A 21,264-nucleotide genomic window follows, 5' to 3' on the forward strand; every position below is an offset into this window, starting at 1 on the left:
TGCTGCGCCCCGACGAGATTACTTCATGAACTGCGCCAGGTTGTCTTTATCAACCGGCACGTACGGTACGCGTACCACTTTGTTTTCAATCTTGAAGTTGGTGCCTTCGCCAGCCGGTTTACCCAGCGCCAGGTTTTTCGCCAGATCCAGCGTGGCTTTAGCCTGGTTTTCCGCATCATTCAGCACGGTGCCGGCCAGTGCGCCGGATTTGATCAGCGACAGGGCTTCCGGCAGGGCGTCAACGCCGAATACCGGAATGCTGCTCTTGTTATGGGCTTTCAGCGCTTCTACCGCGCCCATCGCCATGGCGTCATTGTTAGCGATGAGTACTTCAATTTTGTTGGCGTTGGGACCAGACATCCAGGCGTCAACCTTGTCTTTGGCCATCGCGGTATCCCACATTGCGGTATCCATCTGCAACTGCTGGACTTTCAGCCCTTCTTTGGTCAGGGTGTCTACCACATATTTGGTGCGGGCTTCCGCATCCGGGTGGCCCGGTTCGCCTTTCAACAGGGCGTACTGGATAGTGCCGTCTTTGTTCAGATCCCATGACGGGTTGGCTTTCCAGTGTTTGGCGATCAACTGACCCTGAATGATACCGGACTCTTTGGAGTCGGTGCCGACGTAGTAGGCTTTGTCATAGCTGGCCAGTACTTTGGCGTTCGGTTCTTTGTTAAAGAACACTACCGGCACGTCGGCGGCCTTCGCTTTCTGCACCACAATCGCAGCAGCGGCCGGGTCTACCAGGTTGATAGCCAGCGCTTTGACGCCTTTGGCCAGCAGCACGTCCACCTGATCGTTCTGTTTGGACTGGTCGTTCTGCGAGTCGTTCATCAGCAGGTCGACGCCGCCGATGGCTTTGGCTTCTTTTTCAATGTCCTTGCGCACCATCGACATGAAGTTGTCATCGTATTTGTAGATGGTGACGCCGATACGGGTATCCGCGGCGTGGGCGGAGGCTCCGAACATCATGCTGGCAACCAGGGCGGTGAGAGTGAAAACCTTCTTATTCATGATATCTCCGGGTTTATGCAGGGTAGTTCTCAGTCCGGCCGCACGACTCGGGGTAGACGTAGCGCGGCTGTCAGTTAGTAAGCGTCGGCGTGGCATGGTCATGCCGGGCTGACGGTTTTGCGGGCATGGCCCGCTTAAAGCCTGACTTCCCTGTTTTCAGATGGTACCGATTCTGTTGGCTGGCGACCGTCTGGCAATGCGTCCTGAAACCGATGCGTCCTGAAACCGATGTATTCTTAAACAACAGTGTGAACGTTTCCGCCGTTGTGGCGGTTAACGGTTCAACAGACAGGATGGCCGTGTTACAAGGCGCCTGTTCTCCGCAGTACGCCCTCATCATAGAGAGCGTAATGTTAATTAACTGTGAATTTACTCACAGATTGAAAGCGGTTACATGGATGATTTGAATGAATTAGTGACCGTCTCCACATTTTACCGGGGAGCCACCGAATGCCGCCGTACCAGCGTCGGCATGAAACAGTGCCGGGCGGTGGGGTCCAGCAGTCCGGCCGCGCCTTTTAGCGCCAGTTCTGTGGCGATTTTCGCCATAGAAACAATAGGGTATCGGATGGTCGTCAGGCGCGGGTCGGTGTAGCGGGAAATCGGGATATCATCGAAACCGACCACCGAAAACCGCTCCGGCACCGGGATGCCGTTATCTTTCAGCGCCATCAGCGCGCCGGCCGCCATGCCGTCATTGTAGGCGAACACCGCCGTCAGTTGCTGGTTGCGTCCCAGCAGTTCCACCATGGCCGCTTCGCCGCCCTGCAGGTCCGGCTCGCCGCTGGCGATCCACTCATCGGGCGGCTTGATGCCCTGTTCCTGCAGCGCCTGTCGCCAGCCGGTAAGGCGTTCCGTCACGTCCTCTATCGGGTGGCTGGAGCGAAGATAACCGATGCGCTGATGCCCCTGCTGCAACAACATGCGGGTCGCCATCATCGCGCCGCTGACGTTGTCGAGACAGACGCAGCGGTGCGGGTAGTCCGGCAGCAGCCGGTTGATCAGCACCATACCGGGCACCTGCTCCATGAATTCCGCCAGTTCCTCGTCGGATAAAGCTTTGGCATGCACGATCAGCGCGTTGCAGCGCTGACGGATTAGCACTTCGATGGCGTGCCGTTCCTTTTCTTCCTGATGATAGGAGTTGTTAATCAGTACATGTTTTTGCAGGCGCTGCGCCACGGTGTCCACCGCCTTGACCATAGCGCCGAAGAACGGGTCCGACACGTCCATCACCACTACGCCGATGGTGTCGCTGACCTGTGAAGCCAACGCCTGCGCATTGGCGTTGGGGCGGTAGCCCAACTGCTCGACCGTCTGCAGGACCAGATCGCGCGTCTGTTGGGTGACCGCGCTGCTGTTATTGAGCACGCGGGAAACGGTGGCGATGGAAACGCCCGCCTGGCGCGCGACATCACGGATGGTAATCATCAATACTCACCACAGAGGAAAAAGTTCATGAGGGCGACCCCGACACTCAAGCTGTCCGGGCATATTCTGTCAGGCGTTATGGAGAGACTGCGTGAGTCAGGTCACAGTGATGAAAGCGGTTACATACAATTCTGTAACCTTTGTGACGAAGGTCATTATCCGGGAGGAAAGACGGCGGCCGGGCGTGGCGACGCTCGCCGGAGAGTATCACTTAGAAAAACGCCCCGGCAAAGCGCCAGGGCGAGTAAGGAAGGCGTCGGCTTACTCGGCGGCGTAACCGCTGGCCGGAATCACGTCGCCGTCCAGCCAGGCCTGATTGTCGCGCAACGCCAGCCGTCCGGCCAGAAACCAGCCCACCACCAACGGGTAGATGCTGTGTTCCTGCGTTTGTACCCGTTCCTGCACGTCCTGCTCGGTATCGCCCGGGAAAACCGGTACTCTGGCCTGCAGGATCACCGGGCCGCCGTCCAGCTCTTCGGTCACGAAATGCACCGAGGTGCCGTGCTCGCCGTCGCCGTTTTCCAGCGCTTTACGATGGGTGTGCAGACCGGGGTATTTCGGCAGCAGCGACGGATGGATATTCAGCATTTTGCCGAGGAAACGCGCCACGAATCCGGCGCTGAGGATACGCATGTATCCGGCCAGCACCACTACGTCCGGCTGATATTTCTCGATTTCGGCTGCCAGCGCGTCATCGAAATCGGCGCGGCTGGCGTAATCGCCCGGCAACAGCGCGTGGGCGGCGATGCCGGCGTCACGCGCTCGTTCCAGACCGAAAGCCTCTGGATTGTTACTGAATACTGCGGTGATTCGCCCTGTGATGCGGCCGCTCTGACAGGCGTCGATCAACGCCTGCAGATTGCTTCCCTGACCTGAAATCAGGACAACGATGTTTTTCATCACTGAATAACCACTGTCTCTCCGCCATTGGTACGGGTAATCACGCCGATGTTCCAGGCGGTTTCGCCGTTGGCGTTGAGGTGGGCGATGGCCTGCTCCGCCTGATCCGCCGGCAGGGCGATAATCATGCCGACGCCGCAGTTAAAGGTGCGGTACATTTCATGACGGCTGACGTTGCCGCTCTGCTGCAGCCATTCGAATACTGCCGGCCACTGCCAGCTGGATTCGTCGATGGTCGCCTGCATGCCTTCCGGCAGCACGCGCGGGATGTTTTCCCAGAAGCCGCCGCCGGTCAGGTGGGAGATGGCGTGTACGTCTACGTTTTCGATCAACGACAGCACCGATTTGACGTAGATTTTGGTCGGGGCCAGCAGATGGTCGGCCAGCGGTTTGCCGTCCAGCTGAACCTGTTCCGGGTTGGCGCCGCTCACTTCGAGGATCTTGCGGATCAGCGAGTAGCCGTTGGAGTGCGGGCCGCTGGACGCCAGTGCGATCAGCGCGTCGCCTTCACGTACTTTGCTGCCGTCGATGATATCGGCTTTTTCTACTACGCCGACGCAGAAGCCGGCCACATCATAGTCGTCGCCGTGGTACATGCCGGGCATTTCGGCGGTTTCACCGCCAACCAGCGCGCAACCAGACTGTTTGCAGCCTTCGGCGATACCGGTGATAACACGGGCCGCGGTGTCCACGTCCAGCTTGCCGGTGGCGTAATAGTCCAGGAAGAACAGCGGCTCGGCGCCCTGTACCACCAGATCGTTGACGCACATCGCCACCAGGTCGATACCAATCGTATCGTGACGCTGCAGGTCCATCGCCAGACGCAGCTTGGTGCCGACACCGTCCGTACCGGAAACCAGCACCGGTTCGCGGTATTTTTGCGGTAAGGCGCACAGGGCACCGAAACCGCCCAATCCACCCATGACTTCCGGGCGACGGGTCTGTTTCACTACACCTTTGATACGGTCTACCAATGCATTGCCAGCATCAATATCCACGCCTGCGTCTTTATAGCTGAGAGAGGTTTTATCGGTCACTGCGGAAGTCCCCACGGAGGTTACGATTGGTTTAAAAAATGGAGCGCGCTAATTCTAACAGCGTAAGCAAACGTTTGCGAGTAGTGTCTTTGCGGCGTGACGGTTTCGGCAGGCCGGTATGAAGACTACCGTCGGCGGGTGTGCGGATCGGCTGGCGGTAATTTCCGTTTCGGCTTGATTTGGATCAGACTTGAATCTATGGCGTACATTCGAAAAAGCGGTATAATCCCGCGATTTTTTTGGCCGTCCACTGCCGATGGGGAGAAAGAGTAATGAAAATCGTCGAGGTGAAACACCCGCTCGTCAAACATAAACTGGGTCTGATGCGCGAGCACGATGTCAGTACCAAGCGTTTCCGTGAACTGGCGTCTGAAGTCGGCAGTTTGCTGACCTACGAAGCCACCGCCGATCTGGCGACGGAAAAGGTGACCATCGAAGGCTGGTGCGGCCCGGTCGAAGTCGACCAAATTAAAGGTAAGAAAATTACCGTAGTGCCCATTCTGCGCGCCGGTCTCGGCATGATGGAAGGGGTGCTGGAAAACGTGCCCAGCGCGCGCATCAGCGTGGTGGGGATGTACCGCGACGAACAGACGCTGGAACCGGTGCCTTATTTTCAGAAACTGGCTTCCAATATCGATGAGCGCATGGCGCTGGTAGTGGACCCGATGCTGGCGACCGGCGGCTCGATGATCGCCACTATCGATCTGCTGAAAAAAGCCGGCTGCCGCAGCATCAAGGTGCTGGTGCTGGTAGCGGCGCCGGAAGGGATCGCCGCGCTGGAGAAAGCGCACCCGGATGTGGAGCTGTACACCGCCTCGATTGACAAGGGCCTCAACGAACACGGCTACATCATGCCGGGCCTGGGCGATGCGGGCGACAAACTGTTTGGTACCAAATGATATTCAGCCGACTGCAGAGTCGGCTTTTTTTTGCGTACGCTACGGCCCGCTCCTGACGTGACGGGGTGTTCTTGCGCATACCACGGATGGCGACATTTTTTCTGCGCCGGTGTGTGCCGGCGCTGAACTTTCTGCCGGGTCCCCCGGTATTTTTCAGTCTGAGACACAGAGGAAAACAAGATGACTCGTCGCGCCATCGGCGTCAGTGAACGCCCCCCGCTGTTGCAAACCATACCGCTGAGTTTCCAGCATCTGTTCGCCATGTTTGGCGCCACCGTGCTGGTGCCGATTCTGTTCAAGGTCAACCCGGCGACCGTGTTGCTGTTCAACGGCATCGGCACGCTGCTTTATCTGTTTATCTGTAGAGGCAAGATTCCGGCCTATCTCGGTTCCAGCTTTGCCTTTATTTCTCCGGTATTGCTGCTGTTGCCGCTGGGCTATGAAGTGGCGCTGGGCGGCTTTATTCTGTGCGGCGTGCTGTTTTGTCTGGTGGCGTTGCTGGTGAAAAAAGCCGGGACCGGCTGGCTGAATGTGATTTTCCCGCCGGCGGCGATGGGCGCGATTGTCGCGGTGATCGGTCTGGAGCTGGCGGGCGTGGCGGCGAACATGGCTGGGTTGTCGCCCGCCGCCGGCACGGACGTGGACAGTAAAACCGTCACCATTTCGCTGGTGACGCTGGGAGTAACCATACTGGGATCCGTGCTGTTTCGCGGTTTTCTGGCCATCATCCCGATCCTGATCGGCGTATTGGTGGGGTATGCGCTCTCCTTCGTTATGGGGGTGGTGGATCTGACGCCGATCGCCCAGGCTCACTGGTTCGCGCTGCCGACGTTCTACACGCCGCGTTTTGAGTGGGTGGCGATGCTGACGGTGCTGCCTGCTGCGCTGGTGGTGATTGCCGAGCACATTGGTCATCTGGTGGTGACCGCCAATATCGTGAAAAAAGATCTGGTGCGCGACCCGGGTCTGCACCGCTCTCTGTTTGCCAACGGCGTGTCCACCATACTGTCCGGTTTCTTTGGCTCCACACCGAATACCACCTATGGCGAGAACATCGGCGTGCTGGCGATCACCAAGGTTTACAGCACCTGGGTCATTGGCGGTGCGGCGGTGCTCGCGATTCTGCTTTCCTGCGTGGGTAAACTGGCCGCCGCGATTCAGGCGGTGCCGGTGCCGGTGATGGGCGGTGTGTCGCTGCTGCTGTACGGCGTTATCGGCGCGTCCGGTATCCGGGTGCTGATCGAATCCAAGGTGGATTACAACAAGGCGCAGAATCTGATTCTGACCTCGGTGATCCTGATCATCGGCGTCAGCGGCGCGAAAATCCATCTGGGCGCCGTAGAGCTGAAAGGCATGGCGCTGGCAACCGTGGTGGGCGTGTTCCTGAGCCTGTTGTTCCGCGTCATCAGCGTGTTCCGTAAGGAAGAAGAGGTGATTGACGAGACGGACGACAAGGCTTCCGCACAGTAATCTCGCGGCCCGCCGGTGCGCTGGCGGGCTATGCGGCGAAGCGGCCGGTTGACGGTTCAATCGCAAAAGGTTTCTATGCTAAACTTGATCCGTTTTCCTGCCTGTTTGGTTTGAGGTGCTTCTGAACACTCCGGCACAGTTATCATTGCCACTCTATTTACCCGATGACGAAACTTTTGCCAGTTTCTATCCGGGAGAAAACACGTCTCTGCTGGCCGCTATCCACACGACGCTGGATCAGGAACATGGCAGCTATATCTATTTCTGGTCGCGCGAAGGCGGCGGGCGTAGCCACCTGTTGCATGCCGCTTGCGCGGAATTATCCCGCCTCGGTCGTGCGGTCGGCTATGTGCCGCTGGATAAACGCGCCTATTTTGTTCCGGACGTGCTGGAAGGAATGGAGCAACTGGCGCTGGTCTGCATCGACAATATCGAGTCGATTGCCGGCGACGAGGCGTGGGAAATGGCGATGTTCAATCTGTATAACCGCATTCAGGAAGGCGGGCGCACCCGGCTGTTGATTACCGGCGATCGTCCGCCGCGCCAGATCAATCTGCAACTGGCGGATCTGGCGTCCCGTCTCGACTGGGGGCAGATCTACCGCTTGCAGCCGCTGTCGGATGAAGAGAAAGGCGAGGCACTGCAGTTGCGCGCCCGGCTGCGCGGTTTTGAACTGCCGGAAGACGTCAGCCGTTTTCTGCTTAAACGACTGGATCGGGAGATGCGCACGCTGTTCATGACGCTGGATCAGCTGGATCATGCTTCCATTACCGCCCAGCGTAAGCTGACGATTCCTTTCGTCAAAGAGATTCTCGGACTGTGACGCTTTCCGTCACAGAATATCCAGCACCTGCTCCGGCGGTCGGCCGAGCTTAGCCTTGCCGTTGGCGACCACGATCGGACGTTCAATCAGTTTGGGGTGGTCCGCCAGCGCCTGAATCAGTTGCGCTTCCGTCAGGCTGTCGTCGGCCAGATTTAACTCACGGTACAGATCTTCTTTACGGCGCATCAGTTCGCGTGCGCTGGCGAATCCCAGTTGTTTGAGCAGCTTACCGAGTGCGGCGGCATCCGGCGGCGTGTCCAGATACAGCACCACTTCCGGTTCGATGCCTTGTTGCTGCAGCAACGCCAGGGTTTCGCGGCTCTTGGAGCAGCGAGGATTATGATAAATGGTCACCGGTTTAGTCATTCAACTCACCTTTTTCAGGATTTCTCATAAGGGCGGAAACGTTGCTGCAACGCCCGCAGTTGATCGATGCGGGCGTCGTAACGCGCCTGATCCATGCTGCCGAGTTTGCTTTGTGAGCTGGCGTTGCTTAACAGGCGGATAGCCTGATCCAGCTTGCCGTTTAGCGACAGACTCTCTGCCCGGGACGCCAGTTCTTCGCTGCGCATGTTTTGCGCGGCGGAAGCCTGCGCCAGTAAGTCCCAGCCGTTCGGATCGTCCGGATGGGCGTATGTGTATTTGCGCAGAATGCGGATGGCGTCGGCAGATTTGCGGCTTTCCACCATCGCGTTGGCCAGGTTGAGCTGCAGCACCGGGTTGTCTTGCGCGTCCGGCACTTTCTGCAGGCGGGCGACCGCCTGATCGGCGTGCTGTTGGCCGATATCAATATCGGTCATCAGATCAAGAAACCAGGGGTTTGACGGCGACTTGTCCAGTAGCGGTTGCAGCGTGGCGCGCGCGTCATCGTATTTCTTGGCCTGATAGGCGCGGATCGCGCGGCCATATTGGGCGGCCTGTTGCTCGCGCGCGTTGCCTTTGGCCCAGTTGTCCAGCAACGCGGCGCCATACGGGTTGTCCTGCGAGCCGTACATGCCCAGCACGCGAGCCTTGGCGAACAGAAAATCCTGCGAGGAATGCACCGGGATTGATTTCATCTGGTTGGCGCGGTTACGGGCGTCCGACAGCCGGCTTTCCGGCAGCGGGTGCGTCAGCAGCATTTCCGGCGGTTTGGTGGCGTAGCGGGAGCTCTCCGCCAGCCGTTGCAGGAAATTGGGCATCGCCTGCGGGTCGAATCCGGCGCGTTGCAGCACCTGAATCCCGATGCGGTCCGCTTCCTGTTCGTTGGACTGGGTAAAGCTGATGACGCTTTGCTGCGCGCCGGCCAGCGTGCCGCTCAGCGCGGCGAATCCGGCCTGCGGATTCGCCATCGCCAGCAACAGCGAGCCGAAAGCGCCGGCCCAGGCCAGCGGCGCGTTGGCTTTCTGGGCTTCCATAGCGCGTGCCAGATGGCGCTGGGTCACGTGGGAGATTTCGTGCGCCAGCACCGAGGCCAACTCGCTTTCATTCTCTACGTAGCGGAACAGCCCGGAGTGCAGCACCACATTGCCGCCAAAAAAGGCAAAGGCGTTGATTTCGTCGTTATTGACCAAAAAGAAATGGAACGGAGTACGCACGGAATCGGCCGACTTGACCAGTCGCCCGCCCAGTTGGTTGATGTACTGCAGCAGCAGCGGGTCGTTAATCAGCGGCGCGCCGGCACGCAACTGGCGCAGATAGAAATCCCCCATCACCAGTTCCTGATTGATGCTGAGCGTTCCGCCGGCGGTGGTGCCGATATCCGGCAGATTTTCCTGTGTGCCGGCCGGGAAACCCTGCGGGCTTGCGCTCAGCAACACACCTGCCAGCATGGCGATGACCGTCTGTTTGAGCCGATAGGACATAACGGATACAACCTTCTGAACAGCCTGAAAGAATTGCCATCATCTTAGCCAGCGGCGGCACACAATGAAACACGGGTGGGGGAAAAAGACGACGTAAAAAACGGAAAATGCGGCGCGAAAACCAGTTTGCCGGCGCATCAGACGCTGCGCCGGCAATAATCGGGAAGGAAAGGACTCAGGCGCCTTTCAGGTAATTCAGCACGATGTCGTGGTGGTTACTGGTTTTGAAATCATCGAACACTTTTTCGATGTTGCCTTCGGCGTTGATCAGGAAACTGACCCGGTGAATACCGTCGTAGGTTTTCCCCATGAAGGTTTTTTCACCCCAGACGCCGAACTGTGCCGCCACCTGGTGATCCTCATCGGCCAGCAGGGTAAAATTCAGCAGCTCTTTTTCAGTAAAGCGGGACAATTTTTCCGGTTTATCGGTGCTGATGCCAAGAACCTCAACGCCGAGCGTTTTCAGTTCGTCCATGTTATCGCGAAGCCCACAGGCTTGCACGGTGCAACCTGGTGTCATGGCCTTGGGATAGAAATACACCAACACCCGCTGTCCCTGGAAGTCGGCCAAATTAACTTGTTCGCCATCCTGGTCGGGCAAGCTAAATTTCGGTGCGATATCACCGGCTTTCAGTGTGGTCATCACTACTCTCCATCTTTCTCTTCGTGCTGTGGATAGTTCACAACGCTAATACTGCCTTGCGCGTGCAGTTCTGTACATAGCTGATGAAAGGCCGGCTCAATAATTGAACCTGCCTGCATGGCCGGGCTGTGCGCCGTAATCTGGATGTACAGTTGCGGCGGCGTATCGCCATCGGCGGGGCGGGTTTTGGACACCAGCTCGGCAATGTTCATTTGATGGGAATCGAACAGATCGGTAAAGCGTTCAATGATGTGTGGTGAGTCAGCGACATCCACCTTGACCCACACGGTGGCCGGCATCGGCGGGCGGGACTGCGATTCGGTGCGTTTCATCACGATCAGCAAATCCAGCTCGGCGCCCTTGAGCGGCAGGGTGGATTCGATAAGCGTAATCGCGTTCCAACTGCCGGACAGCAGCATGATAAAGGTGAACTCCGTGCCCAGCATCGCAAGTCGGCTATCTTCGATGTTGCAGCCACAACTGCTGACGTGGCGGGTAATCGTATTGACGATACCGGGACGGTCGGTCCCCAACGCGGTAATGACCAGATAGTGTTCTTGTGGGCGCGGCAAAATAGTGCTTCCTGTACAAAATGTTGGGAGTAACATGGTAAACATAAAAAAAACCACCTGCCAAGCGCTGACAACCGCGGTTGCAAGCTTGCTTTTGCATAGAAGTCAAAAGTACCATGAAGCACTTGTTTGTGGAGGGGATGGCCAATGTTTACGGGTAGTATTGTTGCTCTGGTTACGCCGATGGACGACAAAGGTGCCGTTGATCGTGCAAGCCTGAAAAAACTGATTGATTATCATGTCGCTAGCGGAACTTCCGCGATTGTGTCGGTGGGAACCACCGGCGAGTCCGCCACCTTGAGTCACGATGAGCATGGCGACGTGGTGATGCTGACGCTGGAACTGAGCGATGGCCGTATCCCGGTTATTGCCGGCACCGGCGCCAATTCGACCGCTGAGGCGATTTCCCTCACCCAGCGTTTCAACGACACGGGCGTGGCCGGGTGCCTGACCGTGACGCCGTATTACAACAAGCCGACTCAGAACGGCTTGTTCCTGCACTTTAAGGCGATTGCCGAGCACACCGACCTGCCGCAGATCCTCTACAACGTGCCGTCCCGTACCGGTTGTGACATGTTGCCGGAAACCGTCGCCCGTCTGTCGGAAGTCAAAAATATTGTCGCGATCAAGGAAGCGACCGGGAACTTAAGCCGGGTCAGTCAGATCCAAGAGCTGGTTCATGAAGATTTCATTCTGCTGAGCGGCGATGACGCCAGCTCGCTGGACTTCATGCAACTGGGTGGCGACGGCGTGATTTCCGTGACAGCCAACATCGCAGCCCGCGAAATGGCGGCGTTGTGCGAGCTGGCGGCGCAAGGGAATTTCGTTGAAGCCCGCCGTCTGAATCAGCGTCTGATGCCGCTGCATCAGAAACTGTTTGTTGAACCCAATCCGATTCCGGTGAAATGGGCCTGTAAGGCATTGGGATTGATGGCGACCGACACGCTTCGTCTGCCGATGACGCCGCTGACCGATGCCGGTCGCGACGTGATGGAGCAGGCCATGAAGCAGGCGGGTCTGCTGTAACCGTTAGGGAGATTTGATGAGTTCTTCATTGCAAAAGTCGATGGTGGCAAAAGTTGTCGGTGTTTCGCTGATCATGTTGCTGGCCGCCTGTACCAGCGATCAACGCTACAAGCGTCAGGTCAACGGCGATGAATCCTATCTGAAAACCCCCGAGCACCGGGCGCTGAATGTGCCGTCCGGTCTGATTCTGCCGGTGCAGAATGGGGATTACGAGGTTCCTCCGGTCAACCAGAATGGGCTGGTAGGCAAGGCGCTGGATATTCGTCCGCCGATGCAGCCATTGGCTTTGTTGAATGGTTCCCGCGGTCAGGTTTCCGGCAATAGCGCCACGTTATTGCTGGAAAACAATGCGCGCAACAGCAGCCTGTGGACGGTGCTGACGCAGGTTCTCCAGTCAAAAGGCTATACGATCGCCAGCCGTCAGGACGCCAGCCGGACGCTGACGACCGATTGGGTCAACTGGAAGCGTGAAGACGAGGATGTAGCGCATCAGGCGCGTTATCAGATAAGCCTGCAGACGCAGGGGTATCAGCTGGCGCTGACCGTGAAACTGCTGGATCTGCAGCAGAATACCAGCCCGGTGACGGATCGCAGCGAAATTCAGCGTTATACCGCGCTGATGCTCAATACGCTGTCCGACGAACTGGACAAACGTCTGAACGATAACGACAGCGCGCAGGCCAGTCGTAACAGCCAGCAGTTGAATGTCCAGAGCGGCGCCGATGATTCCGGCCTGCCGTTGCTGGTGGTGCGCGGTTCCTACAATCAGGTATGGGACCGTCTGCCGAAGGCGCTGGAGAAGGTCGGTATGACCGTCAACGATCGCAGCCGTCCGCAAGGTTCGGTGTCTGTCAGCTATAAGGCGCCGGGCAGCGGCACCTGGAATGAACTGGGCGTGCACGACCCGGAATTGCCGAACGGAGATTACAAACTGCAGGTCGGCGATTTGGGTAACCGCAGCACGCTGCAATTCATCGATTCGAAAGGGCATACGCTAAGCCAGTCGCAAAATGATGCGCTGGTCGCCGTGTTCCAGGCCGCGTTCAGCAAGTCGTAAAACGCAATAACGTATAAGGGTCGGGTTCTCCGGCCCTTCTTCATTTGTCATCAACGTGATGGATTTATCAACACGTTCAATTAACGGGCCCGGTGCGGGTGGCCCTTACTTGTGTGGAGTAATGAAAGATGCAAAAGCTAGCTGAGTTGTATCGCGGAAAAGCGAAAACGGTCTACACCACGGAAGATCCGGATCTGCTGGTGCTGGAGTTCCGCAATGATACGTCAGCAGGGGATGGCGCTCGCATTGAGCAGTTTGATCGTAAAGGGATGGTGAACAACAAGTTCAACCACTTCATCATGACCAAGCTGGAAGAGGCCGGGATCCCGACCCAGATGGTGAGCCTGCTGTCTGACACCGAAGTGCTGGTGAAGAAGCTGGAGATGGTGCCGGTCGAGTGCGTGGTGCGTAACCGTGCGGCAGGTTCGCTGGTTAAACGTCTGGGCATCACGGAAGGTGAAATCCTCAATCCGCCGTTGTTCGATTTGTTCCTGAAAAACGACGCCATGCACGACCCGATGGTGAATGAGTCCTACTGCAAGACCTTCGGCTGGGTAAGCGAAGAGAATCTGGCGCGGATGAAAGAACTCAGCTACAAAGCCAACGAGGTACTGAGCAAGCTGTTTGGCGACGCTGGTCTGATTCTGGTGGACTTCAAGCTGGAGTTCGGTCTGTTCAAGGGCGAAGTTGTGCTGGGTGATGAGTTCTCGCCGGATGGCAGCCGTCTGTGGGACAAAGAAACCCTGAACAAGATGGATAAAGACCGTTTCCGTCAGAGCCTGGGCGGCCTGATTGAAGCCTACGAGGAAGTCGCACACCGTCTGGGTGTTAAATTAGACTAACAGCGCAATCGTTTACGTTCTGGCAGGCGGCCTTCGTTTCCGGCTGCCAGAATGAGTCTGTTGCCTGATGATGGCAGACTATACATTTCCCCCGAATCCGCCGCCGGTTTATCCCTGGCAGCGTTGCAGTCGCTATGCTGTCCCTGTCCAATGAGTGTTATTATCTCCCGCCTACGCATTGACTGATTCCGGCAAGGATGTTTCATGGCCTTTTTTGACCCGACTCTGCTTATTTTACTGGCGCTGGCCGCTCTCGGCATTATCAGCCAGAACATGACCGTTACGCTGGCTATTCTGTTTCTGGTAGTGGTGCGTATTACGCCGCTGAATCACTATTTTCCGTGGGTGGAAAAATATGGTCTGTCGTTTGGGGTGCTGGTGCTGACCATCGGGGTGATGGCGCCGATTGCCAGCGGCAAGATTTCCGCCGGCGACGTGTTCTACTCTTTTTTGCACTGGAAATCGCTGCTGGCCGTGGCGATCGGCGTAGCCGTATCCTGGCTGGGCGGGCGCGGGGTGACGCTGATGAGCAATCAGCCGTCGGTGGTGGCCGGCCTGCTGGTCGGTACCGTGATGGGTGTGGCGTTGTTCCGCGGCGTGCCGGTGGGGCCGCTGATTGCGGCAGGGTTGCTGTCGTTGCTGATCGGCAAAGGCTAAGTTTTCTTCGGGGCGTGTCGTGGAGTCTTTTGTTGTCAGCCAGCAATATCAGCAGCGTTACGGCATTCGCCGTCTGTTGGTACTGAGCGGCCAGTCCGACTGGTGCTGCGCTCAGGCACAGCGCCTGAGCGCCTTGTTGCCCGGCGACTGGCTGTGGGTCAGCGCGTCGGCGCCGGAGGGGACGACGGCGATAGCGCCGCGGAACGTGCGTGGCGTGCTGGGCCGGGAGTTTCTGCATGCGGTGTTCGATGCCCGCGACGGGCTGGATGCGGAGGCGCTGGCGATGCTGGCCGGCGCGCTCCGGGCCGGCAGTTGGCTGCTCCTGCTGGTTCCGGAGTGGGAGCGCTGGCCCGATTGTCCGGATACGGACAGCCTGCGCTGGAGCGAGCAACCGGAGCCGATAGCCACCCCCCGATTTATCCGACATGCGCAGCACCAGCTGTTGCGCGATGACGAGGTTGTGCTGTGGCGCCAGCAGGACGCCGAGCCGGTGATAGCGCTTCCCCATCGCCGTTCAGACTGGCAGCCGGCCACTGGCGAAGCGACCTCCTGTCAGCAGGCTGTATTGCAGCAATTGCTGCGCACCTCTTGCTCGGTGTCCGTGATCACCGCGCCGCGCGGACGCGGCAAGTCGACGCTGGCCGGCATGCTGGCGCGTCAGTGTCAGGGGGCCTGCTGGGTGAGCGCGCCGTCGCGCGCCGCCGGCGAAATCCTGCTGCGTCAGGCTGGCGATGCGGCAACGTTCTGGGCGCCGGATGCGCTATTGGCGTTCTGTCAGCAACATGGCGCACCGCCGGTGGAGTGGTTGTTGATCGATGAGGCGGCGGCGATTCCTGCCCCGTTATTGCAGGCGTTGTTGCCGTTTTTCCGTCGGGTGGTGATGACGACCACGGTACAAGGGTATGAAGGGACGGGGCGCGGTTTTCTGCTGAAATTCTGCGCGTCACTGCCGGACTGGCAGGCGATTGAACTGACGGCGCCGCTACGCTGGGCAGAGCAGGATCCGCTGGAGAATATCGTCGATCGGGTGATGCTGTTTGACGCCGAAAAACAGGTGCCGGAACGGTTGCCGGGGTCACCGGCGATTCGGCTGGAGCGGCGCGACGACTGGCTGAGTCGACCTGAACGCCTTGCCGGGTGCTATGGATTGCTCTGCAGCGCCCACTACCGTACTTCGCCGCTGGATTTACGCCGCCTGCTGGATGCACCCGGCATGCATATCGCCAGCGCCTGTGTCGACGAGCAGGTTGGCGGCGTTATCTGGCTGGTGGATGAGGGCGGGTTGCCGGAGGCGCTGGCGCAGGACGTCTGGGCCGGGCGACGTCGGCCGAGAGGAAATCTGGTGGCGCAGTCGCTGGCGGCGCACGGCAATCAGTGGTGGGCGCCGGTATTACGGTCGCGCCGCATCAGCCGGATTGCGGTGCTGGCGGCGCAGCGTGGTCAAGGGATCGGGCAGGCGCTGGTCCGGGAGCAGCAGCAACGGGCGCAGCAGGAACAGCTGGATTTTCTGTCGGTCAGCTTCGGTTTTCAGCCGGCATTGTGGCGGTTCTGGCAGCGTTGCGGGTTTCAACTGGCGCGTATCGGCAGCCATATTGACGCCAGCAGCGGGTGTTACAGCGCAATGGCGTTGTTTCCGCTCAGCGAAGCGGGCAGCGCGTTGGCAGCGTCAGCATACCGTGAACTGATCCGGGACTGGTTCTGGCTGCGGCGTGATATCCCATTGGCGCTGAATTTGCCGCTGGTGGAGGATCAGACGATCACGGCGGATGATTGGCGCAATCTGGTGGGATTTGCTATGGCCCACCGTCCGCCAGAGGCCTGTCAGGGGGCGCTGTCACGCCTGATGATGCGATCGCCGATGGCATTAATCGCCTTGAGGCTATGGCTTGAGCAAGGGCGAAGCGCGGCGGAGTGCGTTCATCAGCTTCAACTGGCGGGGAGAAAGGCGCTGGTTCAGCGCTGGCGGGCGGAGGCGACTCAGGCGCTGCGCCAACTGGACGAAGCTGAGTGGCAACGTTGGCATGATATTGTTTTATAAATAAAACTGTTTTATCGCGACAACTGTTTTGTGGCGAGAATGGTTTTATAGAGAGAATAGCTTTATAACGAGAATGGTGTCATAGCGAAAGAAGTGGTTTCCTTTTCCAAATTCATTTCAAGTGGTAGCGATCACAATTTTGTAACTTGAACTGTGATTCGGCCTGCCGGTTTCCTGCGTTCATATACACTGATCCTGATACAGGATAATGGAATGACTTGTTCAATAAACCTCAATATTGACCCGCTATCGAGGGGCGTATAGTGACAACTGAAATTTTTTGAACAGACGGTTTCCCCTGAAGGTAACCGCAGGAGAGGCGATATGAAGCATGACTATTTTGTGGTGCAAAATCCACCTTCACCTAAGCAGTTGTTTTTGCTATTTCATGGCGTGGGCGACAATCCGGTTTCCATGGGTCAGATCGGCCGTTATTTTGCCGAGGCGTTCCCTATGGCGCAGGTTATCAGCGTTGGCGGTCCGGAAGCGATTGGTCTGGGCGAAGGGCGCCAGTGGTTTTCGGTACAGGGCGTCACCGAGGATAATCGCGCTCGTCGCGTCAACGCCATTATGCCGCGGTTTATCGAAACCGTTCGCTACTGGCAGGAAACTACGGGAATCGATTATTCCCACACTGCGTTGATCGGTTTTTCTCAAGGGTCAATCATGATCCTTGAGGCATTGAAAGCGGAGAAAAATCTGGCCGGGCGGGCCGTGGCGTTTAGCGGCCGCTTTGCCGCGTTGCCGGAGCAGCCGTTGTATGATGTCGTGGTTCACCTGATTCATGGCGAGGAGGACCCGGTGATTACGGCGGATCACGCTCGCCAGGCCGCACAGAGTCTGCGTGCCCAGGGGTCGGATTTCACGTTGGATCTGGTGCCGCAACTGGGGCATGCCATTGACGGCCGCATGATGGATAACGCGCTGGACCGGCTGCATCATTACATCCCGAAACGCTTCTGGGATGAGGCGGTGATGGGCGCGCGCGGCGAACTGGTGGCATTTCGCTAACCGGCGGGCATGTCGTTAACCGATGGACATTTTGTTAACCGACGGATACTTTGTTAACCAACTGACAGTGCGCTTATCGTAATAAGTCAGAAGGTCGCTATAAAATAAGAAGGCCGGGTCGCCATCGGGTGGCCCGGCCTTGTGGTTTTCAGCGTGCAGGGTCAGGGCTTTTTCTGCGGCCAGTCGTCTTCGTCGTCCCACTGCGCATTATTGTCGCGGTGCGGCGGCAACGGCGGTTTATCATGCAGAAAACGTTTATGATCAAGGCGGCTCAGCTCCTTGATGCCGTTGACCAGCATTCCCAGTAACACCAGCAGTATTACCCACCAGTAATCAGCCAGCCATCCCATGGTTGTTCCTCATATACAGATATCCCGTGTTAACGGGGTTATTGTGCCTCAACAGACAGTATAAAGCGCTGGAACAACATCGGCAGATTCGGCTCCAGCCAGCTCCGGCCGGCAATGTCTTCGCCTTGCCAGGCTTGCAGAATGTGTTCCGGCGTTAACTGAGCCATGGCGAGGCGGGCCAGCGGCGCATAGCTGAGATGCCAGGGCTCAATGGCGATGCCGCCGCTGTCCTGCGCGAACGGCCGGTAAAAGCCGAATGCGGCCATGTGTTGCGTCAGCCAGTCGCTGAGTTCGGCAAAATAACCGCCCGGCTGATATTCCCATGGTTCCAGCTGCAGTTTTTGGCCGGCGGGCAAGCGGTCGGGGTCATAAATATCCAGGTCGCTGCCCCAGTGGTGACGGCTGCCGCCCGGCAGCGCCGACCAGCGCAGGATCGCCTCGCAACGCGCGCCTTCGTCCAGCGCGAGGGCGTCTAGCGGCTGGCTGTGTTGATCCAGCAACGGGCGCTGACCGGTAAACTTGCCGTTCCAGATTTGCCGCTGACGCTCGAAATCCCGAAACGTACTGGCGGGTTGCAGGTTGAATCCATCTTGCCGCGCCGCCTGCTGCATGGCCGTAAACGCCGCGACCGCTTCAGGTTGCAGGCGATGCGACCCGCTTAACGTCACCAGATGATGGGCGCTTTTGCCGGTCAGACAGGCGGAAGACATCATGCGATCAATTGCTCCATAACGCGTTGATACATGCGGCTCAGCAGTTGCAGGTCGGCGGCGCTGACGCACTCGTTCACTTTATGAATCGTGGCGTTGACCGGCCCCAGCTCCACCACCTGTGCGCCCATGCGGGCAATAAAGCGACCATCCGAGGTGCCGCCGGTAGTCAGGAGCTGTGGGGTGATTTCACTGTAGTGTTCAACGGCGTTGACCACTGCATCCACCAGTTCGCCGCGGCCGGTCAGGAACGGATGACCTGACAGTTGCCATTCCAGCGTGTAGTTAAGCTGGTGACGATCAAGCAGAGCTTTGACCTGCTGTTTAATTAGCTCATCGGTCAGCTCAGTGCTAAAGCGGAAATTGAATTGCACGTATAGCTCGCCGGGAATGACGTTATTGCTGCCGGTGCCGGCGTTAATGTTGGCTATCTGCATGCTGGTAGGCGGGAAGAATTCGTTGCCCTGGTCCCAGACGGTCGCCACCAGTTCATTCAGCGCCGGCATGGCCCGATGCACCGGGTTGTCCGCCAGATGCGGATAAGCGACATGACCCTGAACGCCGTGAATCCGCAGATTGGCGGTGATAGAGCCGCGCCGGCCGTTTTTCACCACATCGCCGACCCGATCGGTACTGGACGGTTCGCCGACCAGGCAGTAGTCCAGCCGCTCCTGACGCGCCATCAGCGTTTCCACGACCTTGACGGTGCCGTTGACGGCGCTGGCTTCCTCGTCGGAAGTAATAAGAAACGCCAGTCGACCCTGATGATTGGGGTGCGCAGCGACAAAACGCTCCGCCGCCACTACCATTGCCGCCAGCGAGCCTTTCATGTCCGCCGCGCCGCGACCGTACAACATGCCGTCACGAATAGCGGGTTCAAACGGCGGCGTCTGCCACTGGTTGTTATCACCGACAGGCACTACGTCGGTATGACCGGCGAACGCCAGCGTTTTTCCCTGACCGCGCCAGGCCCAGAAATTTTGGGTATCGCCGAAATCCAGCTTTTCGACGATGAAGCCGATGGCCTGCAGGCGTTCAATCATGAGCGCCTGGCAGCCGGCGTCATCCGGACTGAGAGACGGGCGTTTGATGAGCTGCTGGGCCAGTTCAATTACCGGGCAAGACATGTGAGGTGTTCTCCGTAAAAAAGTGCTGATAGCTGTCGTCGCTGAAACCGAGCAGAGTTTTTCCGTCATCAGTCTCCAGCAGCGGGCGTTTGATCAACGCGGGTTGCTCCAGCATAACAGCTTTTGCCGCCGCTTCATTGTCGATGGTGTTACGGTACGCTTCTTCCAGTTTACGCCAGGTGGTGCCCCGGGTATTCAGCAGCGGTTGCCAGCCTGTGCGATCGATAAAGGATTGCAGGCGTTCCTCTTCCAGCCCGTCGACCCGATAGTCATGAAAACGGTAGTCAATCTGATGGTCTTCCAGCCAGCGACGGGCCTTTTTTATGGTGTCGCAATTCTTAATGCCGTACAGGATGATGGCCATATGTTTAAAATCCGTTATTTTTCATGTCATAAGGGAAAAAAGCATACAACATAAACGCCGGATACGGCAGAGTATTAAAATTATCTTAAGAAATCATGGGGTTGAGTTGGTTGGCTATGTTGCGGAAATGCGAAAGAGAGCACATTTTTGCGCCCCAAAGTCTTTATCTTGGTCAAAAAAGAAGCGTATAATAACCCCGTAAGACAACAAATCTCTAAGGAGCTACCATCATGATCGAAGTCGAACTCAACAACTGGAAAAGCTTCATCGACGCAATGCTGCGTAAGTAATTGCTGATGTATTTAGACTAGTACAATTTCATTTACTGTCATTAGTCACCAGGTCCCTAATTGAGTATCACCAAAGCAGCAATCCACGGGTTGCTGCTTTTTTTATGTGATAAAAACTGGTTTTAATAGGCTGATTTTTAAAAATTAATTTTCGCTTAAGGTGAGTGTGTTATTCATAAACTCCCGCGTTTTACCCCGTTTTTTTCTTCTCATTTTTGTGACGAATCTCTCAATTTTTCGCTCATGTTTTTCGATCTGCTGCCGGGGATGACGCTGGCTAAATGAGGAAGCCTGAGTAAATAAAAGAGGCTATTATTTGCCTTTGCCTGTCTGTGCGAACGTGACTCATTGACCCAAAGCAAAGCGTGCCGCTGCAAGCGCGTGCAGTTGCGTGGTATCCAACTGCGGAATCATCACATCATCCGGGCGGATCAATAGCGGTAATTCGGTACACCCTAATATCACGCCCTGCGCGCCGTTTTGCTGCAGATCGGCAATGATGCGGCAGAGAACCTGACGAGATTCATCGCGAATCTGCCCAAGGCAGAGTTCATCGAAAATGATGCGATTGATTTCATCACGTTGTAGCGGGTCGGGTATCAGCACCTGGATGCCGAAACGCTCAGTCAGGCGGCCGCGATAGAAGCTCTGCTCCATGGTATAGCGGGTGCCCAGCAGCGCGACGGTGGCAAGTTGTTGCCGCTGTATTTCGGCCGCGGCGGCGTCAGCGATATGGATTATTGGCAACTGACAACGCTGTTCGACCTGGTCGGCGACTTTATGCATGGTGTTGGTACAGATGACAATGGCATCTGCGCCAGCCTGTTTCAGCCCGATGGCGGCCTGTGACAAGTAATCGGCCGCGGCCTCCCAGTCGCCGGAAGACTGCATTTTTTCGATATCATAAAAATCAACGCTATGCAGCAGCAACCGGGCGGAATGCAGCCCACCTAATGTCTCTTTCACATATTGGTTGATGATACGGTAATAAGGCAGGGTCGACTCCCAGCTCATACCGCCAAGTAACCCCAGCATTTTCTGCATAGTTGTTTGGGATGACCAAAAAAAGTGGCTAACTGCGTGTAAGATACCAAATAATGCGGTTGTGGCTTATAAATATGCGGAGTGAATGGAGTCAGTTCGCTTTTTTATCATGTTT

General features: G+C 57.3%; 23 protein-coding genes. 10 read left to right on the plus strand and 13 right to left on the minus strand.

Annotated elements, in window-relative coordinates; genetic code table 11:
* Nucleotides 1-18 precede the first annotated feature (18 nt).
* The 4 genes from mglB to purM form a co-directional block, all read right to left on the minus strand.
* A complete protein-coding gene (gene mglB / locus CPA59_RS05925; RefSeq protein WP_038918244.1) occupies nucleotides 19-1,014 on the minus strand; it encodes a galactose/glucose ABC transporter substrate-binding protein MglB in 996 nt (331 codons plus the stop codon).
* A 432-nt stretch (nucleotides 1,015-1,446) separates the two neighbouring features.
* Entirely contained in the window at nucleotides 1,447-2,445 is a 999-nt protein-coding gene (galS, locus tag CPA59_RS05935; protein WP_107758884.1) for an HTH-type transcriptional regulator GalS, read from the minus strand.
* Nucleotides 2,446-2,706: 261 nt separating this feature from the next.
* On the minus strand, nucleotides 2,707-3,345 hold the full coding sequence (gene purN, locus CPA59_RS05945) for a phosphoribosylglycinamide formyltransferase (RefSeq protein WP_038918246.1): 639 nt from the start codon (nucleotides 3,343-3,345) through the stop codon (nucleotides 2,707-2,709).
* The gene (gene purM, locus CPA59_RS05950) at nucleotides 3,345-4,382 is read right to left on the minus strand and encodes a phosphoribosylformylglycinamidine cyclo-ligase (RefSeq protein WP_039694842.1); all 1,038 of its coding nucleotides are present in this window, start codon (nucleotides 4,380-4,382) and stop codon (nucleotides 3,345-3,347) included. The genes purN and purM overlap by 1 nt, the downstream gene beginning before the upstream one ends.
* 272 nt (nucleotides 4,383-4,654) lie before the next feature.
* On the opposite strand from purM, the gene upp reads away from it, so the two are divergent.
* The 3 genes from upp to hda all read left to right on the plus strand — a co-directional run bounded on the left by upp (nucleotide 4,655) and on the right by hda (nucleotide 7,574).
* On the plus strand, nucleotides 4,655-5,281 hold the full coding sequence (gene upp, locus CPA59_RS05955; protein ID WP_013316936.1) for a uracil phosphoribosyltransferase: 627 nt from the start codon (nucleotides 4,655-4,657) through the stop codon (nucleotides 5,279-5,281).
* A 180-nt stretch (nucleotides 5,282-5,461) separates the two neighbouring features.
* Nucleotides 5,462-6,751, plus strand: coding sequence for a uracil permease (gene uraA, locus CPA59_RS05960; protein ID WP_038918248.1), 1,290 nt, complete (start codon nucleotides 5,462-5,464; stop codon nucleotides 6,749-6,751).
* A gap of 115 nt (nucleotides 6,752-6,866) precedes the next feature.
* Entirely contained in the window at nucleotides 6,867-7,574 is a 708-nt protein-coding gene (gene hda / locus CPA59_RS05965; RefSeq protein ID WP_038918249.1) for a DnaA inactivator Hda, read from the plus strand.
* 9 nt (nucleotides 7,575-7,583) lie between these two features.
* Here hda and arsC read toward each other — a convergent pair whose 3' ends face one another.
* From arsC to CPA59_RS05985, 4 genes are all read right to left on the minus strand, one after another.
* Nucleotides 7,584-7,940: an arsenate reductase (glutaredoxin) gene (gene arsC, locus CPA59_RS05970; protein WP_049854191.1), complete on the minus strand. Its 357-nt coding sequence runs from the start codon at nucleotides 7,938-7,940 to the stop codon at nucleotides 7,584-7,586.
* A gap of 14 nt (nucleotides 7,941-7,954) precedes the next feature.
* Entirely contained in the window at nucleotides 7,955-9,418 is a 1,464-nt protein-coding gene (locus CPA59_RS05975) for a M48 family metallopeptidase (protein ID WP_049854192.1), read from the minus strand.
* A 175-nt stretch (nucleotides 9,419-9,593) separates the two neighbouring features.
* Nucleotides 9,594-10,061 (minus strand): thioredoxin-dependent thiol peroxidase, encoded by a 468-nt coding sequence (gene bcp / locus CPA59_RS05980; RefSeq protein ID WP_038918253.1) that lies wholly within the window; start codon nucleotides 10,059-10,061, stop codon nucleotides 9,594-9,596.
* Nucleotides 10,062-10,063: 2 nt separating this feature from the next.
* Nucleotides 10,064-10,633, minus strand: a complete 570-nt coding sequence (locus tag CPA59_RS05985; RefSeq protein WP_038918254.1) for a glycine cleavage system transcriptional repressor — start codon at nucleotides 10,631-10,633, stop codon at nucleotides 10,064-10,066.
* Between the two features lie 147 nt (nucleotides 10,634-10,780).
* Here CPA59_RS05985 and dapA point away from each other — a divergent pair, with 147 nt between their 5' ends.
* From dapA to ypfH, 6 genes are all read left to right on the plus strand, one after another.
* Nucleotides 10,781-11,659: a 4-hydroxy-tetrahydrodipicolinate synthase gene (gene dapA / locus CPA59_RS05990; RefSeq protein WP_038661016.1), complete on the plus strand. Its 879-nt coding sequence runs from the start codon at nucleotides 10,781-10,783 to the stop codon at nucleotides 11,657-11,659.
* Between the two features lie 16 nt (nucleotides 11,660-11,675).
* Entirely contained in the window at nucleotides 11,676-12,716 is a 1,041-nt protein-coding gene (gene bamC, locus CPA59_RS05995) for an outer membrane protein assembly factor BamC (RefSeq protein WP_107758885.1), read from the plus strand.
* A 128-nt stretch (nucleotides 12,717-12,844) separates the two neighbouring features.
* The gene (gene purC, locus CPA59_RS06000) at nucleotides 12,845-13,558 is read left to right on the plus strand and encodes a phosphoribosylaminoimidazolesuccinocarboxamide synthase (protein ID WP_022632643.1); all 714 of its coding nucleotides are present in this window, start codon (nucleotides 12,845-12,847) and stop codon (nucleotides 13,556-13,558) included.
* A gap of 204 nt (nucleotides 13,559-13,762) precedes the next feature.
* Entirely contained in the window at nucleotides 13,763-14,215 is a 453-nt protein-coding gene (locus tag CPA59_RS06005) for a DUF441 domain-containing protein (RefSeq protein ID WP_038918258.1), read from the plus strand.
* 19 nt (nucleotides 14,216-14,234) lie between these two features.
* Nucleotides 14,235-16,253, plus strand: a complete 2,019-nt coding sequence (locus CPA59_RS06010; protein WP_107758886.1) for a tRNA(Met) cytidine acetyltransferase TmcA — start codon at nucleotides 14,235-14,237, stop codon at nucleotides 16,251-16,253.
* 324 nt (nucleotides 16,254-16,577) lie between these two features.
* The gene (gene ypfH / locus CPA59_RS06015) at nucleotides 16,578-17,264 is read left to right on the plus strand and encodes an esterase (protein WP_100849142.1); all 687 of its coding nucleotides are present in this window, start codon (nucleotides 16,578-16,580) and stop codon (nucleotides 17,262-17,264) included.
* 161 nt (nucleotides 17,265-17,425) lie between these two features.
* Here the strand turns inward: ypfH and CPA59_RS06020 are convergent, their stop codons facing one another.
* Genes CPA59_RS06020 through CPA59_RS06035 form a run of 4 tightly spaced genes read right to left on the minus strand, consistent with a single transcriptional unit; the run spans nucleotide 17,426 to nucleotide 19,815 of the window.
* Nucleotides 17,426-17,614: a YpfN family protein gene (locus CPA59_RS06020; protein ID WP_022632647.1), complete on the minus strand. Its 189-nt coding sequence runs from the start codon at nucleotides 17,612-17,614 to the stop codon at nucleotides 17,426-17,428.
* Nucleotides 17,615-17,652: 38 nt separating this feature from the next.
* The gene (locus CPA59_RS06025) at nucleotides 17,653-18,327 is read right to left on the minus strand and encodes a M15 family metallopeptidase (protein WP_038918261.1); all 675 of its coding nucleotides are present in this window, start codon (nucleotides 18,325-18,327) and stop codon (nucleotides 17,653-17,655) included.
* Nucleotides 18,324-19,451, minus strand: a complete 1,128-nt coding sequence (gene dapE, locus CPA59_RS06030) for a succinyl-diaminopimelate desuccinylase (RefSeq protein ID WP_038918262.1) — start codon at nucleotides 19,449-19,451, stop codon at nucleotides 18,324-18,326. Before dapE ends, CPA59_RS06025 begins: the two co-directional genes overlap by 4 nt.
* The gene (locus tag CPA59_RS06035; protein ID WP_049854196.1) at nucleotides 19,432-19,815 is read right to left on the minus strand and encodes an ArsC family reductase; all 384 of its coding nucleotides are present in this window, start codon (nucleotides 19,813-19,815) and stop codon (nucleotides 19,432-19,434) included. The genes dapE and CPA59_RS06035 overlap by 20 nt, the downstream gene beginning before the upstream one ends.
* A gap of 230 nt (nucleotides 19,816-20,045) precedes the next feature.
* Between CPA59_RS06035 and ypfM the strand changes: the two genes are divergently transcribed.
* Nucleotides 20,046-20,105 (plus strand): protein YpfM, encoded by a 60-nt coding sequence (gene ypfM, locus CPA59_RS23280; RefSeq protein WP_139348332.1) that lies wholly within the window; start codon nucleotides 20,046-20,048, stop codon nucleotides 20,103-20,105.
* A 345-nt stretch (nucleotides 20,106-20,450) separates the two neighbouring features.
* Here the strand turns inward: ypfM and CPA59_RS06040 are convergent, their stop codons facing one another.
* On the minus strand, nucleotides 20,451-21,149 hold the full coding sequence (locus tag CPA59_RS06040; RefSeq protein WP_107758887.1) for an aspartate/glutamate racemase family protein: 699 nt from the start codon (nucleotides 21,147-21,149) through the stop codon (nucleotides 20,451-20,453).
* Nucleotides 21,150-21,264: the final 115 nt, after the last annotated feature.

The sequence above is a fragment of the Dickeya sp. Secpp 1600 genome, from assembly GCF_003049805.1.
Classification (GTDB): Bacteria; Pseudomonadota; Gammaproteobacteria; order Enterobacterales; family Enterobacteriaceae; genus Dickeya; species Dickeya fangzhongdai.